16 protein-coding genes and 1 tRNA gene are annotated in these 16,028 nt (G+C 62.8%); all 17 read left to right on the top strand.

Annotation, left to right across the window (positions count from 1 at the left end; translation table 11 throughout):
- Positions 1–1,329 (top strand): polyribonucleotide nucleotidyltransferase (gene pnp / locus ACREB4_RS09600; RefSeq protein WP_431587987.1); only part of this gene is annotated, 1,329 nt, incomplete at its 5' end.
- 5 nt (positions 1,330–1,334) lie between these two features.
- Entirely contained in the window at positions 1,335–2,090 is a 756-nt protein-coding gene (gene tpiA / locus ACREB4_RS09595; protein ID WP_431587986.1) for a triose-phosphate isomerase, read from the top strand.
- 32 nt (positions 2,091–2,122) lie between these two features.
- Complete coding sequence (gene secG / locus ACREB4_RS09590; protein WP_431587985.1) at positions 2,123–2,491, top strand: preprotein translocase subunit SecG; 369 nt, start codon at positions 2,123–2,125, stop codon at positions 2,489–2,491.
- Between the two features lie 126 nt (positions 2,492–2,617).
- Positions 2,618–2,702: transfer RNA gene (locus ACREB4_RS09585), tRNA-Leu, on the top strand.
- Between the two features lie 200 nt (positions 2,703–2,902).
- Complete coding sequence (locus tag ACREB4_RS09580) at positions 2,903–3,262, top strand: NADH-quinone oxidoreductase subunit A (protein WP_431587993.1); 360 nt, start codon at positions 2,903–2,905, stop codon at positions 3,260–3,262.
- A 9-nt stretch (positions 3,263–3,271) separates the two neighbouring features.
- Positions 3,272–3,748 carry a NuoB/complex I 20 kDa subunit family protein gene (locus ACREB4_RS09575; RefSeq protein WP_300540260.1) on the top strand — a complete coding sequence of 159 codons (477 nt, stop codon included), beginning with the start codon at positions 3,272–3,274 and terminating at the stop codon, positions 3,746–3,748.
- A 17-nt stretch (positions 3,749–3,765) separates the two neighbouring features.
- On the top strand, positions 3,766–4,377 hold the full coding sequence (locus tag ACREB4_RS09570; RefSeq protein WP_431587984.1) for an NADH-quinone oxidoreductase subunit C: 612 nt from the start codon (positions 3,766–3,768) through the stop codon (positions 4,375–4,377).
- Positions 4,378–4,379: 2 nt separating this feature from the next.
- A complete protein-coding gene (locus ACREB4_RS09565; RefSeq protein WP_431587983.1) occupies positions 4,380–5,633 on the top strand; it encodes an NADH-quinone oxidoreductase subunit D in 1,254 nt (417 codons plus the stop codon).
- 23 nt (positions 5,634–5,656) lie between these two features.
- Positions 5,657–6,142, top strand: a complete 486-nt coding sequence (nuoE, locus tag ACREB4_RS09560; RefSeq protein ID WP_431587992.1) for an NADH-quinone oxidoreductase subunit NuoE — start codon at positions 5,657–5,659, stop codon at positions 6,140–6,142.
- A 14-nt stretch (positions 6,143–6,156) separates the two neighbouring features.
- A complete protein-coding gene (gene nuoF, locus ACREB4_RS09555; RefSeq protein ID WP_431587982.1) occupies positions 6,157–7,500 on the top strand; it encodes an NADH-quinone oxidoreductase subunit NuoF in 1,344 nt (447 codons plus the stop codon).
- Positions 7,501–7,598: 98 nt separating this feature from the next.
- Positions 7,599–9,914: an NADH-quinone oxidoreductase subunit NuoG gene (nuoG, locus tag ACREB4_RS09550; RefSeq protein ID WP_431587981.1), complete on the top strand. Its 2,316-nt coding sequence runs from the start codon at positions 7,599–7,601 to the stop codon at positions 9,912–9,914.
- A 16-nt stretch (positions 9,915–9,930) separates the two neighbouring features.
- Entirely contained in the window at positions 9,931–10,989 is a 1,059-nt protein-coding gene (nuoH, locus tag ACREB4_RS09545; protein WP_431587980.1) for a complex I subunit 1/NuoH family protein, read from the top strand.
- Positions 10,990–11,001: 12 nt separating this feature from the next.
- Positions 11,002–11,508 (top strand): NADH-quinone oxidoreductase subunit NuoI, encoded by a 507-nt coding sequence (gene nuoI / locus ACREB4_RS09540; RefSeq protein ID WP_431587979.1) that lies wholly within the window; start codon positions 11,002–11,004, stop codon positions 11,506–11,508.
- 12 nt (positions 11,509–11,520) lie between these two features.
- Positions 11,521–12,165: an NADH-quinone oxidoreductase subunit J gene (locus tag ACREB4_RS09535; RefSeq protein WP_431587978.1), complete on the top strand. Its 645-nt coding sequence runs from the start codon at positions 11,521–11,523 to the stop codon at positions 12,163–12,165.
- A complete protein-coding gene (gene nuoK, locus ACREB4_RS09530) occupies positions 12,162–12,473 on the top strand; it encodes an NADH-quinone oxidoreductase subunit NuoK (protein ID WP_230179292.1) in 312 nt (103 codons plus the stop codon). Before ACREB4_RS09535 ends, nuoK begins: the two co-directional genes overlap by 4 nt.
- A 27-nt stretch (positions 12,474–12,500) precedes the next feature.
- On the top strand, positions 12,501–14,516 hold the full coding sequence (gene nuoL, locus ACREB4_RS09525) for an NADH-quinone oxidoreductase subunit L (protein ID WP_431587977.1): 2,016 nt from the start codon (positions 12,501–12,503) through the stop codon (positions 14,514–14,516).
- A gap of 24 nt (positions 14,517–14,540) precedes the next feature.
- Positions 14,541–16,019 carry an NADH-quinone oxidoreductase subunit M gene (locus ACREB4_RS09520; protein ID WP_431587976.1) on the top strand — a complete coding sequence of 493 codons (1,479 nt, stop codon included), beginning with the start codon at positions 14,541–14,543 and terminating at the stop codon, positions 16,017–16,019.
- The last annotated feature ends 9 nt before the right edge of the window (positions 16,020–16,028 follow it).

Below are 16,028 nucleotides of genomic sequence, written 5' to 3'. Positions count from 1 at the left end.
GCCAAGATCGTGCGCAGCCAGATCCTGGCCGGCGAACCCCGCATCGACGGTCGCGACACCCGCACCGTGCGCCCCATCGAGATCCGCACGGGCGTGCTGCCCCGCGTCCACGGTTCGGCCCTGTTCACCCGTGGTGAAACGCAGGCCCTGGTCGTCGCCACGCTCGGCACCGAGCAAGACGCGCAGCGCATCGACGCGCTGGCCGGCGACTTCCGCGACACCTTCCTGTTCCACTACAACATGCCTCCCTTCGCCACCGGCGAAACCGGTCGCGTGGGCACGCCCAAGCGCCGCGAAATCGGCCATGGCCGCCTGGCCAAGCGCGCCCTGGTGCCGCTGTTGCCCAACAAGGAAGACTTCGGTTACACCGTGCGCGTGGTCTCGGAAATCACCGAGTCCAACGGCTCCTCGTCGATGGCTTCGGTTTGCGGCGGCTGCCTGGCCATGATGGACGCTGGCGTCCCCATGAAAGCGCACGTGGCGGGCATCGCCATGGGCCTGATCAAGGAAGACAACCGCTTCGCCGTGCTGACCGACATCCTGGGCGATGAAGATCACCTGGGTGACATGGACTTCAAGGTCGCCGGCACCACCGGTGGCGTGACCGCCCTGCAGATGGACATCAAGATCCAGGGCATCACCAAGGAAATCATGCAAGTGGCACTGGCGCAAGCCAAGGAAGCTCGCTTGCACATCCTGGGCAAGATGACCGAAGCCATGTCCGGCGCCAACACCGAAGTCTCGGAATTCGCGCCCCGCCTGTACACCATGAAGATCAACGCGGACAAGATCCGTGACGTGATCGGCAAGGGCGGCGCCACCATCCGTGCGCTGACCGAAGAAACCGGTTGCCAGATCAACATCGCTGAAGACGGCACCATCACCATCGCTTCGGCCGATGCTGAAAAGGCCGAACAAGCCAAGAAGCGCATCGCCGAGATCACCGCCGAAGTCGAAATCGGCAAGGTCTACGAAGGCCCGGTCACCAAGCTGTTCGACTTCGGTGCCCTGATCAACCTGCTGCCTGGCAAGGACGGTCTGCTGCACATCAGCCAGATCGCCCACGAGCGCGTCGAGAAGGTGTCCGACTACCTGTCGGAAGGCCAGATCGTCAAGGTCAAGGTCATGGAAACCGACGAAAAGGGCCGCGTCAAGCTGTCCATGAAGGTGCTGCAAGAGCGTCCTGAAGGCATGGCCCCCGAGCGCGAGCGTTCGGACCGAGGCGACCGTGGTGATCGCGGCGACCGTGGCCGTGACCGCGGTGACCGTGGTGGCCGCGGCGACGACCGTGCTTCGCAAGAGCAAGAGCAACAACAACAGCAACAGTGATCGTCATGGCCCTGTCCAAGAAACTCGTCGTCGGCAACTGGAAGATGCATGGCAGCCGCGCTGCCAATGCCGAACTCCTCAAGGGTCTGCTCGAGGCCGACTTGAGCGCTTCGGCGCCCAGGTCGGATGTTGCGGTGTGCGTGCCTTTCCCCTACCTGGGTGAAGTGGCGAGTGCGCTGCAGGGCAGTGCCATCGCGTTCGGCTCACAAGACGTGTCCGCTCAAGCCCAAGGCGCCTACACCGGTGAGGTGTCGGGCGCCATGGTGCGCGAGTTCGGTGCGCATTACGCCATCGTGGGGCACTCCGAGCGCCGCAGCTACCATGCCGAAAGCGACCAACTGGTTGCCGACAAGGCCAAGGCGGCTTTGGCGCAAGGCCTGGTGCCCATCGTTTGCGTGGGTGAAACCCTGGCCGAGCGCGAAGCCGGGCAGACCGAGTTTGTGGTTGCCCGCCAGCTCAAGGCCGTGACCGACACCCTGGGTGCCGATCTGGCCAAGGTGGTCGTGGCCTATGAGCCCGTGTGGGCCATCGGCACCGGCAAGACCGCTTCGCCTGCGCAAGCCCAGGCCGTGCACGCTTTCCTGCGTGCGCAGCTCAAGGCCGCGCAGGCTCAAGCGGTCAATGTCCCCTTGCTCTACGGTGGCAGCGTCAAGCCTGACAATGCCGCCGAGCTTTTCTCTCAAACCGACATCGACGGTGGTCTGATCGGCGGCGCCTCTCTGAAGGCTTCCGACTTCGCCGCCATTGCCCGCGCCGCCTGAGGCCGCACGGGTCCATCTGGAGTTCTGACAACATGCAAGTTTTTGCAACCCTGGTGCAAGTGCTCCAGATCATTTCCGCCATGTCCATGATCGGCCTGGTGCTGGTTCAGCACGGCAAGGGTGCCGACATGGGGGCCTCCTTTGGCAGTGGTGCTTCGGGCAGCTTGTTTGGTGCCACGGGCAGTGCCAACTTCCTGTCGCGCTCCACGGCCGTGGCTGCCACGGTGTTTTTCCTGTCCACCCTGGGCCTGGCTTATGTCGGCAACCACCATGGCGGTGCATCGTCCGACCAGCCGAGCGTGTTCGACCAACCCGCGGCCACGGCTTCGGCGCCTGCGGCATCGGCTGCTTCGGCAACGGCGCAACCCGCTTCTGGCGCGGCACTAATCCCGACCAAATGATTCAGAGTTGAGGAGGGCGCAACACCCTTCTCATCCGTTTCGGGTTAGAATCTAAGTCTTCGGTGAGCAAGCCTCAAGCAAGCCGAAGCTGGATTCAAATCAGGCTTGAAAAGGCCTTGACCCCATGCCGACGTGGTGAAATTGGTAGACACGCTATCTTGAGGGGGTAGTGGCGAAAGCTGTGCGAGTTCGAGTCTCGCCGTCGGCACCAAAGCATTAAAAATCCGTGTCTTCGCGCCGTCCATGTTCAATCCGCTTTTTGCCCCTTTGATTGGTGTTGGCGGTCATCGGTGCAAAGACCCAAGGTAGGCGCGTTTGAGTTCGCAGCTCAGCGCGCTTTTTGCTTTTTGATTTGAATGTGTTTCAATCGCCTGTTGCCTGTTCTGTTCCGCTTGAGAGCCCCCACTCATGATGAATCTTGAGAACTACCTGCCCGTCATCCTGTTCATCCTCGTGGGTGTCGGAGTCGGGGTGGCCCCTCAGTTGCTTGGCTTTCTGCTGGGCCCGCGTCGTCCTGATGCGGCTAAAAACTCCCCTTATGAATGCGGCTTCGAGGCCTTTGAAGATGCGCGGATGAAATTCGACGTCCGGTATTACCTCGTCGCCATCCTGTTCATCTTGTTCGACCTTGAAATCGCTTTTCTCTTCCCCTGGGCCGTGGCCCTGAAGGAAGTGGGCATGGCGGGCTTCGTGGCCATCATGCTGTTTTTGGGCATCCTCGTCGTGGGCTTTGCCTACGAGTGGAAAAAAGGCGCCCTGGATTGGGAATGAGGTAATCACATGGGTATCGAAGGCGTCTTCAAAGAGGGCTTCATCACCACGTCGGCGGACACGCTGATCAACTGGTCCAAGACCGGGTCGCTGTGGCCGATGACATTTGGCCTGGCCTGCTGCGCGGTTGAAATGATGCACGCGGGCGCGGCACGTTACGACATCGACCGCTTCGGCATGCTGTTCCGTCCCAGCCCACGCCAGTCCGACCTGATGATCGTGGCGGGCACGCTGTGCAACAAGATGGCCCCGGCCTTGCGCAAGGTCTACGACCAGATGGCCGAACCCCGCTGGGTGCTGTCCATGGGCTCGTGCGCCAACGGCGGTGGCTACTACCACTACAGCTACTCGGTGGTGCGCGGCTGTGACCGCATCGTGCCGGTCGATGTCTATGTGCCGGGCTGCCCGCCCACGGCCGAGGCCCTGCTGTACGGCGTCCTGCAATTGCAGGCCAAGATCCGCCGCGAAAACACCATTGCCCGCTGACAGGGCCGGACCGTTCAATGAGCACCAAACTCGACACCCTGCAAGCCGCCCTGACTTCCGTGCTGGGCGATGCGGTCAAGCGGCTGGACAGCCACCGGGGCGAACTGACCCTGACCGTGTCCAGCACCGATTACGTCCGCGTGGCCACCACTTTGCGCGACCACCCTGAGCTGCGTTTCGAGCAGCTCCAGGACCTGTGCGGCATGGACTACTCCACCTACAAGGACGGCGCCGCCTCGATCTACTCCGAAGGCCCGCGTTACTGTGTGATCAGCCACCTGCTGTCGGTCGCCAAGAACTGGCGCCTGCGCCTGAAGGTCTTCGCGCCCGATGACGACCTGCCCATGGTGGACTCGGTCAACGACGTGTGGAGCTCGGCCAACTGGTTCGAGCGCGAAGCCTTCGACCTGTACGGCATCATTTTCGAAGGCCACATCGACCTGCGCCGCATCCTGACCGACTACGGCTTCATCGGCCACCCCTTCCGCAAGGATTTCCCGGTGTCGGGCCATGTCGAGATGCGCTACGACCCTGAGCAAAAGCGCGTGATCTACCAGTCGGTGACCATCGAGCCGCGCGAGATCACCCCGCGCATCATCCGCGAAGACAACTACGGCGGTCTGAAGTAATCATGGCTGAAATCAAGAACTACACCCTGAACTTCGGACCCCAGCACCCGGCCGCCCACGGCGTGCTGCGCCTGGTGCTCGAGCTGGACGGCGAAGTCATCCAGCGCGCCGACCCGCACATCGGCCTGCTGCACCGCGCCACCGAGAAGCTGGCCGAGTCCAAGACCTTCATCCAGTCGCTGCCCTACATGGACCGCCTGGACTACGTCTCGATGATGGCCAACGAGCACGCCTACTGCCTGGCCATCGAGAAGCTGCTGGACCTCGACGTGCCCGTGCGTGCGCAGTACATCCGCGTGATGTTCGCCGAGATCACGCGCGTGCTGAACCACCTGCTGTGGTTGGGCTGCCATGGTTTCGACTGCGGTGCGATGAACATCCTCATCTACTGCTTCCGCGAACGTGAAGACCTGTTCGACTTGTACGAGGCCGTGTCGGGTGCCCGCATGCACGCGGCCTACTTCCGTCCAGGTGGCGTCTACCGCGACCTGCCGGACACCATGCCGCAGTACAAGGTCAGCAAGATCAAGAACGCCAAGACGATCGCGCGCCTGAACGAAAACCGCCAGGGGTCCATGCTGGACTTCATCGACGATTTCACGCAGCGCTTCCCTGGCCTGGTCGACGAATACGAAACCCTGCTGACCGACAACCGCATCTGGAAACAGCGCACCGTCGGCATCGGCGTGGTCTCGCCCGAACGTGCCCTGAACCTGGGCTTCTCGGGCGCCATGCTGCGGGGCTCGGGCGTGGTGTGGGACCTGCGCAAGCACCAGCCCTACGATGTCTACGACCGCATGGACTTCGACATCCCCGTGGGCAAGAACGGCGACTGCTACGACCGTTACCTGGTCCGCGTCGAAGAACTGCGCCAGTCCAACCGCATCATCAAGCAGTGCGTCGACTGGCTGCGCGCCAACCCCGGTCCCGTCATCACCGACAACCACAAGGTGGCCCCGCCGTCGCGCGTCGAGATGAAGACCTCGATGGAACAGCTGATCCACCACTTCAAGCTGTTCACTGAAGGCTTCCACGTGCCCGAAGGTGAGGCCTACGCCGCGGTGGAGCACCCCAAGGGCGAGTTCGGCATCTACCTCGCGAGCGATGGTGCCAACAAGCCTTACCGCCTGAAGATCCGCGCGCCCGGTTTCCCGCACCTCGCGGCCCTGGACGAGATGGGCCGTGGCCACATGCTGGCCGACGCCGTGGCCATCATCGGCACGATGGACATCGTGTTCGGTGAGATCGACCGCTAAGAAGCGAGATGACTGACAAACCCATGCTCAGCGAACAAACCAAAGCGCGTTTCGACCGCGAAGTGGCCAAGTACCCGGCCGATCAGAAACAATCCGCGGTGATGGCCTGCCTGTCCATCTTCCAGCAGGAGAACGGCTGGATCACGCCCGAAGGCGAGAAGCTGATCGCCGAGCACCTCGGCATGGCGCCCATCGCCGTGCGCGAGGTCGCCACGTTTTACAACATGTACAACCAGCAGCCGGTGGGTCAGTTCAAGATCAACGTCTGCACCAACCTGCCGTGCCAGTTGCGCGATGGCCAGAAGGCGCTGGAGCACCTGTGCCACAAGCTGGGCATCGAAGCCGGCGAGACCACGGCCGATGGCGTGTTCACCGTGCAGCAAGGCGAGTGCATGGGCGCGTGCGCCGATTCGCCGGTGCTGCTGGTCAATGACCGCCAGATGGTCAGCTTCATGAGCAACGACCGCCTGGATGCGCTGGTCGACACGCTCAAGGCCAACGCGAAGTGAGCAAGGACACCCCCATGCTGGACCTTTCCCAATTCCAATCGACCGGCCGGGAAACCGTTTTCCACGGTCGCCACATCAGTCCCCAGATCTACGCCGATCTGGACGGCCAGAACTGGCACCTGGCCGACTACCAGGCACGCGGTGGCTACCAGGCCTTGCGCAAGATCCTCGGCCTGGATGGCGGCGAAGGCATGACGCCTGAGCAAGTCATTGCCGACGTGAAGCTGTCGGCCCTGCGTGGTCGGGGCGGCGCCGGCTTCCCCACGGGCTTGAAGTGGAGCTTCATGCCCCGCGCCTTCCCTGGCCAGAAGTACCTGGTGTGCAACTCCGACGAAGGCGAACCCGGCACATGCAAGGACCGCGAGATCCTGATGTACAACCCGCACATCGTGATCGAAGGCATGGCCATCGCCGCGTATGCGATGGGCATCAGCGTGGGCTACAACTACATCCACGGTGAAATCTTCGAGGTGTACGAGCGCTTTGAAGCTGCCTTGGAGGAAGCGCGTGCCGCCGGCGTGCTGGGCAACAACATCATGGGCAGCAACTACAGCTTCCAGCTGCACGCCTTCCATGGTTTCGGTGCCTACATCTGCGGTGAAGAAACCGCGCTGCTCGAATCGCTCGAAGGCAAGAAGGGCCAGCCCCGTTTCAAGCCACCGTTCCCGGCCAGCTTCGGCCTGTACGGCAAGCCGACCACGATCAACAACACCGAAACCTTCGCGGCGGTGCCCTGGATCATCCGCAACGGCGGCCAGGCCTTCCTCGATGTGGGCAAGCCCAACAACGGCGGCACCAAGCTGTATTCGGTCAGCGGCGACGTCGAGCGTCCCGGCAACTACGAGATCCCGATGGGCACGCCTTTCGCCACGCTGCTGGAGCTGGCCGGTGGCGTGCGTGGCGGCAAGAAGCTCAAGGCCGTGATCCCCGGTGGGTCGTCGTCGCCCGTGCTGCCCGCCCACATCATGATGGAGTGCACGATGGACTATGACTCCATCGCCAAGGCCGGCTCGATGCTGGGCTCGGGTGCGCTGATCGTGATGGACGAAACCCGCTGCATGGTCAAGAGCCTGCAGCGCCTGTCCTACTTCTACATGCACGAAAGCTGTGGCCAGTGCACGCCTTGCCGCGAAGGCACGGGCTGGTTGTGGCGCATGGTCGACCGGATCGAAACCGGCAAGGGCCGCATCGAGGACATCGAGCTGCTGAACTCCGTCGCCGACAACATCCAGGGCCGCACCATCTGCGCACTGGGCGATGCCGCGGCCATGCCGGTGCGTGCCTTCATCAAGCATTACCGCGATGAGTTCATCCACCACATCGAGCACAAGACCTGCGTGGTCCCCTCATATGTATAAGCGCCCCCACGCTCGGATTACCTCGCTGCCCCCCGAGGGGGCTGGCCTTCCTTGGGGCGGCCCGGCGGCAGGCCGGTCGCACACAGGTGAGAACAAACATGGTTGAAATCGAACTCGACGGACAAAAAGTCCAGGTGCTTGAAGGCAGCATGGTCATGCATGCGGCCGAGCAAAACGGCACCTACATCCCGCACTTCTGCTATCACAAGAAGTTGTCGATCGCGGCGAACTGCCGCATGTGCCTCGTGGACATCGAGAAGGCGCCCAAGCCCATGCCGGCCTGCGCCACCCCGGTGACCCAGGGCATGATCGTGCGCACCAAGAGCGAGAAAGCCATCAAGGCCCAGCAGGGCGTGATGGAATTCCTGCTCATCAACCACCCGCTGGACTGTCCGATCTGCGACCAGGGTGGCGAGTGCCAGCTTCAAGACTTGGCGGTGGGCTATGGCGGTTCTTCTTCGCGCTACGAAGAAGAAAAGCGCGTGGTCTTCCGCAAAGATCTGGGCCCCTTGATTTCGGCCGACGAAATGAGCCGCTGCATCCAGTGCACCCGCTGCGTGCGCTTCGGGCAAGAGATCGCCGGCGTGATGGAACTCGGCATGATCCACCGCGGTGAGCATTCCGAGATCACCACCTTCGTGGGCAACACGGTCGATTCCGAACTGTCGGGCAACATGATCGACATCTGCCCCGTCGGCGCGCTGACCAGCAAGCCCTTCCGCTACAGCGCCCGCACCTGGGAACTGTCGCGCCGCAAGAGCGTGTCGCCGCACGACTCCACCGGCGCCAACCTGATCGTTCAGGTGAAGAGCGGCAAGGTGTTGCGCGTCGTGCCTTTGGAAAACGAAGCCGTCAACGAATGCTGGATCGCCGACCGCGACCGCTTCAGCTACGAAGCCCTGAACAGCGACCAGCGCCTGACCAAGCCCATGCTGAAGCAGGGCGGCCAGTGGCGCGAAGTCGACTGGACCACGGCGCTGGAATACGTGGCCAATGGCCTCAAGGGCGTGAAGAACGACCACGGCGCCGAAGCCATCGGCGCGCTCGCCACCGAGCACAGCACCGTTGAAGAGCTGTACCTGCTGGGCCAACTGGTGCGCGGCCTGGGCAGCGACAACGTCGACACCCGCCTGCGTCAATCCGATTTCACCGCCACGCCCGGCGTGACCTGGCTGGGCCTGCCCATCGCCGAGCTGTCCACCCTGGACCGCGCGCTGGTGATCGGCTCCTTCCTGCGCAAGGACCATCCGCTGTTCGCCTCGCGCCTGCGCCACGCCGCCAAGCGCGGTGCGCAGATCAGCGCCATCGGCGCCACCACCGACGACTGGCTGCTGCCCATCGCGCAGCGCGTCGTCTTGGCGCCCAGCGCCTGGGCCCAGAGCCTGGCCGACATCGCCGTGGCCGTGGGTGAAGGCAAGGGCGTGTCCGCCCCGGCCCAAGGCAACGCCACGCAAGCGGCCCAGGCCATCGCGGCCTCGCTGCTGTCGGGCGAGAAGAAAGCCATCCTGCTGGGCAACGCCGCCGCTCAACATCCGCAGGCTTCGACCTTGCATGCGCTGGCCCACTGGATCGGCGAGCAGACCGGCGCCACCGTCGGCTTCCTGGGCGAATCGGCGAACACGGTTGGCGCGCAGCTCGTGGGCGCGCAACCCCAGCAAGGCGGCCTGAACGCGGGGCAGATGCTGTCGGGCAACAAGATCAAGGCCGTGCTGCTGCTGAACGCCGAACCCGAGTTCGACGCGGCCAACCCGTTGGCCGCCCGTGCTGCCGTCAACAACGCGCAGATGGTTGTGTCGCTGTCGGCCTTCAAGTCCGGCGCCAACGACTATGCCGATGTGCTGCTGCCCATCGCGCCATTCTCTGAAACCTCGGGCACCTTCGTGAACGCCGAAGGCCGCGTGCAAAGCTTCCATGGCGTGGTCAAGCCCCTGGGCGACACCCGCCCGGCCTGGAAGGTGCTGCGCGTGCTGGGCAACATGCTCGGCATCCCGGGCTTCGAGTTCGAAACGTCGGAAGAAGTCCGGGCCAGTGCGCTGGGCGACGTGGCCGCGATCCCTTCGCGCCTGTCCAACCAGAGCACGGCCACGGTCCAGCTGCAAGGCTCGACGGGCGGGCTGGAACGCATCGCCGATGTGTCCATCTACAGCGCCGACGCGCTGGTGCGCCGCTCCGAGTCCCTGCAGAAGACCGCGGATGCCAAGCCCCCGGTGGCCAGCCTGTCCAAGGCCCTGTGGGCCGAACTGGGCCTGGCCGAAGGTGCGCAAGTGCGGGTGTCGCAAGACAACGGCTCGGCCACCTTGAGCGCGGTGCTGGACGCCAGCCTGCCGGCCAATGTGGTGCGTGTGCCCGCAGGCCATGCCTTGACATCGTCGCTGGGCGCGCAGTTTGGCGCCATCCGCGTCGAGAAGGTCTGAGGCGGAGAACCATCACATGATCGATACCTTTTACAACGCTGGCGCTGGCGCCCTCGGAGGCGCCTGGCCCGTGGTCTGGTCGCTGATCAAGATCGTCTGCGTGCTGCTGCCTTTGCTGGGTTGCGTGGCCTACCTGACCTTGTGGGAACGCAAGTTCATCGGCTGGACGCAGGTCCGTCCGGGCCCGAACCGCACCGGCCCTTACGGCCTGCTGCAGCCCATCGCCGATGCCGTCAAACTGATCTTCAAGGAGATCATCGTGCCGTCGGCGGCGAACAAGGGCTTGTTCTTCCTCGGCCCCATCATGACGATCATGCCGGCCCTGGCCGCGTGGGCCGTCATCCCTTTCGGCCCCGAGGTCGCGCTGGCCAACGTCAACGCCGGCCTGCTGTTCCTGATGGCGATCACCTCGCTGGAAGTCTATGGCGTGATCATCGCGGGCTGGGCGTCCAACTCCAAGTACGCCTTCCTGGGCGCCATGCGCGCTTCGGCGCAGATGGTGTCGTATGAAATCGCCATGGGCTTCTGCCTGGTGATCGTGCTGATGGTGTCGGGCTCGCTGAACATGAGCGACATCGTGCTGGCGCAGGACAAGGGCACGTTCGCGGCGCAAGGCTGGAGCTTCCTGTCCTGGAACTGGCTGCCGCTGCTGCCGATCACGGTGGTGTACTTCATCTCCGGCCTGGCCGAAACCAACCGCCACCCCTTCGACGTGGTGGAAGGCGAATCGGAAATCGTGGCTGGCCACATGGTCGAGTATTCGGGCATGGCCTTCGCCATGTTCTTCCTGGCCGAGTACGCCAACATGATCCTGGTGTCGGCCCTGGCCGCCGTCATGTTCTTCGGTGGCTGGCTGGCGCCGGTGCATTTCCTGAACTTCATCCCCGGGTGGATCTGGCTGTTCGGCAAGACCTTCCTGATCGTGACCATGTTCCTGTGGGTGCGGGCGTCCTTCCCCCGCTTCCGTTTCGACCAGATCATGCGTCTGGGCTGGAAGATCTTCATCCCGATCACCCTGGTGTGGTTGGTGATCGTGGGGGTCTGGATCATGTCTCCCTGGAACATCTGGAAGTAAGGGGCCGACCTCATGAGTACCGCAACAAGCACCTTCTCGCTCAAAAACTTCGTCTCGAGCTTCTTCCTCGCGGAGATGTTCAAGGGACTGGCCTTGACCGGCCGCCACTTCCTGAAGCCCGCCATCACGGTGCAGTTTCCGGAGGAAAAGACGCCCATGTCGCCACGCTTCCGTGGCCTGCACGCCCTGCGCCGCTATGAAAACGGCGAAGAGCGTTGCATCGCCTGTAAGCTGTGCGAAGCTGTCTGCCCGGCGATGGCCATCACCATCGAGTCCGACGTGCGCGACGACGGCACCCGCCGTACCACGCGCTACGACATCGACCTGACCAAGTGCATTTTCTGCGGCTTCTGCGAAGAAAGCTGCCCGGTCGATTCGATCGTCGAGACGCACATTTTTGAATACCACGGCGAAAAGCGTGGCGATCTGTACTTCACCAAGGACATGCTCCTGGCCGTGGGCGACCGCTACGAAAAAGAAATCGCAGCCAGCAAGGAGGCGGACGCGAAGTACCGCTGATCCGACAAAGACATGGACACCTTAACTGCGCTCTTCTACGTTTTTTCATTCGTGCTGCTGTTCGCGGCCTTTCGCGTGATCACCGCGAAAAGCCCGGTCAGCGCGGCCCTGCACTTGGTGCTGGCCTTCTTCAGCGCGTCCTGCATCTGGATGCTCTTGCAAGCCGAGTTCCTGGCCATCGCGCTGGTCCTTGTCTACGTGGGGGCGGTCATGGTGCTGTTCCTCTTCGTGGTGATGATGCTCGACGTCAACATGGACTCGCTGCGCCGCGGCTTCTGGAAGCACTTCCCGCTGGCCGGCCTGATTGGCGTCGTCATTGCGCTGGAAATGGCCTTCGTGCTGACCCGTGGTTTCGACCTGGGTCAGCCCAAGGCTTTCCCGCCTGAAGTGGCCAAGTACGCCAACACCAAGGCGCTGGGCATCGAGCTGTACACGCACTACCTGTTCCCCGTGCAGATCGCCGCCGTCATCCTGCTGGTGGCCATCATCGCCGCCATCGCGCTGACCCTGCGTCGCCGCAAGGACTCGCACTATCAGAACCCGGCCGAGCAGGTCAAGGCCAACAAGGCCGACCGCCTGCGCGTCGTCAAGGTCGATGCCGTGGTTGAAAAGCCTGAGGCCCCCATTGAATCCAACCCCGCTGGAGGTCAGGCATGACCGCTGTGACCCTTGGGCACTATCTGTCACTGGGCGCGATCTTGTTCGCCATGTCCGTGATCGGCATCTTCCTGAACCGCAAGAACCTGATCGTGCTGCTGATGGCCATCGAGCTGATGCTGCTGGCGGTCAACATGAACTTCGTCGCGTTCTCCCATTACCTGGGCGACATGGACGGGCAGGTTTTCGTGTTCTTCATCCTGACGGTGGCGGCCGCCGAATCGGCGATTGGCCTGGCCATCCTCGTGGTGCTGTTCCGGAACCGACAGTCGATCAATGTGGACGAGCTCGACACCCTCAAGGGCTGATCGACGGGCGCCAGGAGAACCATAACAATGTCAGAGCTCTCACTCAACAACCTGCTGGTCGTGCCCTTGGCACCGCTGGTGGGTTCGATCGCGGCCGGCCTGTTCGGCAAGGCCATCGGCCGGCGCGGATCGCACGTGTTGACCATCCTCGGTGTGTTGATCGCCTTCATCTTCTCGGCCATGACGCTGCAAGCGGTGGTCCAGGATGGTGCGCACTTCAACCAGACGGTCTATGAATGGATGACCCTCGGGTCGCTGAAGATGGAAGTCGGCTTCATGGTCGACGGCCTCACCGCCATGATGATGTGCGTGGTGACCTTCGTCTCGCTGATGGTGCACCTGTACACCATCGGCTACATGGCAGAGGACGACGGCTACCAGCGCTTCTTCAGCTACATCTCGCTGTTCACCTTCTCGATGTTGATGCTCGTGATGAGCAACAACCTGCTGCAGCTGTTCTTCGGCTGGGAAGCGGTGGGCCTGGTGTCCTACCTGCTGATCGGTTTCTGGTTCAAGAAGCCCACGGCCATCTTCGCCAACATGAAGGCCTTTTTGGTCAACCGCGTGGGTGACTTCGGCTTCATCCTGGGCATTGGCCTGATCGTGGCCTACACCGGCTCGCTCAGCTACACCGAGATCTTCGCCAAGGGCAATGACCTGGCGGCCCTCACCCTGCCCAAGACCGACTGGTCCTTGATCACGGTCATCTGCATTTGCCTGTTCATCGGCGCGATGGGCAAGTCGGCGCAGTTCCCGCTGCACGTGTGGCTGCCCGATTCGATGGAAGGCCCGACCCCGATCTCCGCGCTGATCCACGCTGCCACCATGGTGACGGCCGGTATCTTCATGGTCTCTCGCATGTCGCCGCTGTTCGAACTGTCGGACGCCGCGCTGAACTTCATCCTGGTCATCGGTTCGATCACGGCGCTGTTCATGGGCTTCCTGGGCATCATCCAGAACGACATCAAGCGCGTGGTTGCGTATTCCACGCTGTCGCAGCTGGGTTACATGACCGTGGCGCTGGGCGCTTCTGCCTACAACATGGCCGTGTTCCACCTGATGACGCACGCCTTCTTCAAGGCCCTGCTGTTCCTCGGCGCCGGCTCCGTCATCATGGGCATGCACCACGACCAGGACATCCGCAACATGGGCGGCCTGTGGAAGTACATGAAGGTCACCTGGATCACGTCGCTGCTGGGCTCGCTGGCCCTGATCGGCACGCCGTTCTTCTCGGGCTTCTATTCCAAGGACAGCATCATCGAAGCGGTGCACGCCAGCCACCTGCCGGCCGCGCACTTCGCGTACTACGCCGTGATCATCGGCGTGTTCGTGACGGCCTTCTACAGCTTCCGGATGTACTTCCTGGTCTTCCACGGCAAGGAACACTTCCACCACAAGCCTTTCCCGGGCGAGCACGATCACCACGACGAGCATGACGACCATGGTCATGGCCATGCGCACACGCCGCACGAGTCGCCCTGGGTGGTGACGGTGCCGCTGGTGCTGCTGGCCATCCCTTCGGTCCTGATCGGCTGGTTCACCATCGAGCCCATGCTCTTCGGTGAGTTCCTCAAGAGCTCGATCTTCGTGAACCATGAGCTGCACCCCGCCATGGAAGAGCTCGCCCACGAGTTCCACGACGCCACCGCCATGGCCGTGCACGGCCTGAGCACCTTGCCGTTCTGGCTGGCCCTGGGCGGTGTGGTCACGGCCTTCGTGTTCTACATGGTCGCACCCCAGATCCCGGCGTTCTTCGCCCGCGTGTTGCGCCCGCTCATCGTCATCGGCGAGAACAAGTACTTCCTGGACTGGTTCAACGAGAACGTGCTGGCCGCGGGCGCACGCTTGCTGGGCCGTGGCCTGTGGAAGGTTGGCGATCAAGCCATCATCGATGGCCTGGCCGTGAACGGCTCGGCCAAGCTGGTGGGCTTGATCAGTTCGCTGGTCCGCCTGTTCCAGACCGGTTACCTCTATCACTACGCGCTGGTCATGATCCTGGGGGTGTTCGCCCTCATGACGTGGTTCGTGTTCATGCAACATTGAGCGCGGGGCCAGTTCATGCAAACAATGTCCAATACCCTTTCCCTGGCCATCTGGATTCCGGTGGCATTCGGTGCCTTGCTGCTGGCCATTGGCCGGCAGGAAAATGCCAAAGTCACCCGCTGGATCGCGCTGATCGGCGCCATCGTTGGCTTCCTGGTCACCATTCCTTTGATGACCGGTTTCGACAATGGCACGGCTGCCATGCAGTTCGTCGAAAAGGCGGCCTGGATCGACCGCTTCAATGTGTTCTACCACCTGGGCGTCGACGGCATCTCGATGTGGTTCGTGCCGCTCACGGCCTTCATCACCATCATCGTGGTGCTGGCCGGCTGGCAGGTCATTGAAGACCGTCCGCACCAGTACTACGGCGCCTTCCTGATCCTGTCAGGCTTGATGGTCGGCGTGTTCTCGGCGATCGACGGGCTGCTGTTCTACGTCTTCTTCGAAGCCACGCTGATCCCGATGTACATCATCATCGGCGTGTGGGGCGGACCGCGCCGCGTCTATGCGGCGTTCAAGTTCTTCCTGTACACGCTGCTCGGCTCGCTGCTGATGCTGATCGCGCTGATCTTCCTGTACTACAAGTCGGGGGGCAGCTTCGACATCCTGACCTGGCACAAGCTGCCTTTGCCAGCCTTGGCCCAATCGCTGCTGTTCGGCGCCTTCTTCGCGGCTTTCGCCGTGAAGGTGCCGATGTGGCCGGTGCACACCTGGCTGCCCGATGCCCACGTCGAGGCGCCCACGGGGGGCTCGGTCGTGCTGGCCGCGATCATGCTGAAGCTGGGCTGCTACGGCTTCCTGCGCTTCATGCTGCCCATCGTGCCGGACGCCAGCCGCGAGTTCGCGCCCATCGTGATCACCCTGTCGCTGATCGGCGTGATCTACATCGGCCTGGTGGCCATGGTGCAGCAGGACATGAAGAAGCTGGTGGCGTACTCGTCCATCGCGCACATGGGTTTCGTCACCCTGGGCTTCTTCATCTTCAACGAACTGGGCATGTCCGGCGGCCTGGTGCAGATGATCGCCCACGGCTTCGTGTCGGGCGCCATGTTCCTGTCCATCGGCGTGCTGTACGACCGCGTGCATTCGCGTGAAATCTCCAGTTACGGCGGTGTGGTCAACACCATGCCCAAGTTCGCGGCGTTTGCCTTGCTGTTCTCGATGGCCAATTGCGGCCTGCCGGGCACCGCGGGTTTCGTCGGCGAATGGATGGTGATCCTGGGCGCCGTGCAGTTCGACTTCCTGATCGGCCTGCTGGCCGCCACCGCCCTGATCTTCGGCGCGGCCTACACGCTGTGGATGTACAAGCGCGTCTACCTGGGCGATGTGGCCAATGACGACGTGCGTGGCCTGACCGACATCAACGCCCGCGAATTCCTGATCATGGCCATCCTGGCCGTTGCCGTGCTGTGGATGGGCATCCAGCCCAAGCCCTTCACCGACGCGATGCACGTGTCCGTGACCGAGCTGCTCAAGCACGTGGCGCAAAGCAAGTTGAACTAAAGGCCCGAG

Origin of the sequence: Aquabacterium sp. (genome assembly GCF_050725395.1) — a bacterium.
Classification (GTDB): Bacteria; Pseudomonadota; Gammaproteobacteria; order Burkholderiales; family Burkholderiaceae_C; genus Aquabacterium.
The sequence above is the reverse complement of the archived record's forward strand: the minus strand, read 5'-3'. Positions and strand labels throughout refer to the sequence as shown.